1 pseudogene is annotated in these 472 nt (G+C 64.0%); it reads left to right on the plus strand.

From position 1 onward, the window contains the following. Positions 1-199 precede the first annotated feature (199 nt). Positions 200-331, plus strand: a pseudogene (locus AC1DIO_RS35475) (IS3 family transposase); the annotation flags it as partial. Positions 332-472: the final 141 nt, after the last annotated feature.

Here is a 472-nt window from a genome sequence, read left to right on the forward strand (position 1 = left end):
CGCTCTGGCCGGCTGGCTGTCGGACCAGGACGCCACGCCGGCAAGCAGGGCGAAAGCAAGCGACCAGTGCTTCAATGTCGACATGTTGTGGCCTCCGGGTTGGCCCGCCTGGATCCCTCGTCGTTCGCCTCTGCGACCGCGGGGGGAAGCGGGACTTCGGTGAAGCTGCAACGATAGGCGACGGCCCAAGGGGGCGGGAGTAGAGCGGATCTGGCGGCGGGAGGGGCTGAAGGTGCCGGCCAGGCAGCTGCTCAAGTCCATCGACGTCATCGACGTGCTATCCGATCTCTTCATCCTCCGCGGAGTGCCCGGGCATGTTCGTTCGGACAACGTCCTATGTCGGGAAGCAGCTTTGGGCTTTGGCCAACAGGTCTCATCGCGCCGGCAGATCGCCGACGTCAGCAGTAAGCTGATCCAGATGGTTTCCACCGTCAACGGGATCGCTCCCAGCCATAGCAAACACAGGATCCAG

The organism is Allobosea sp. 05T439 (genome assembly GCF_056396005.1).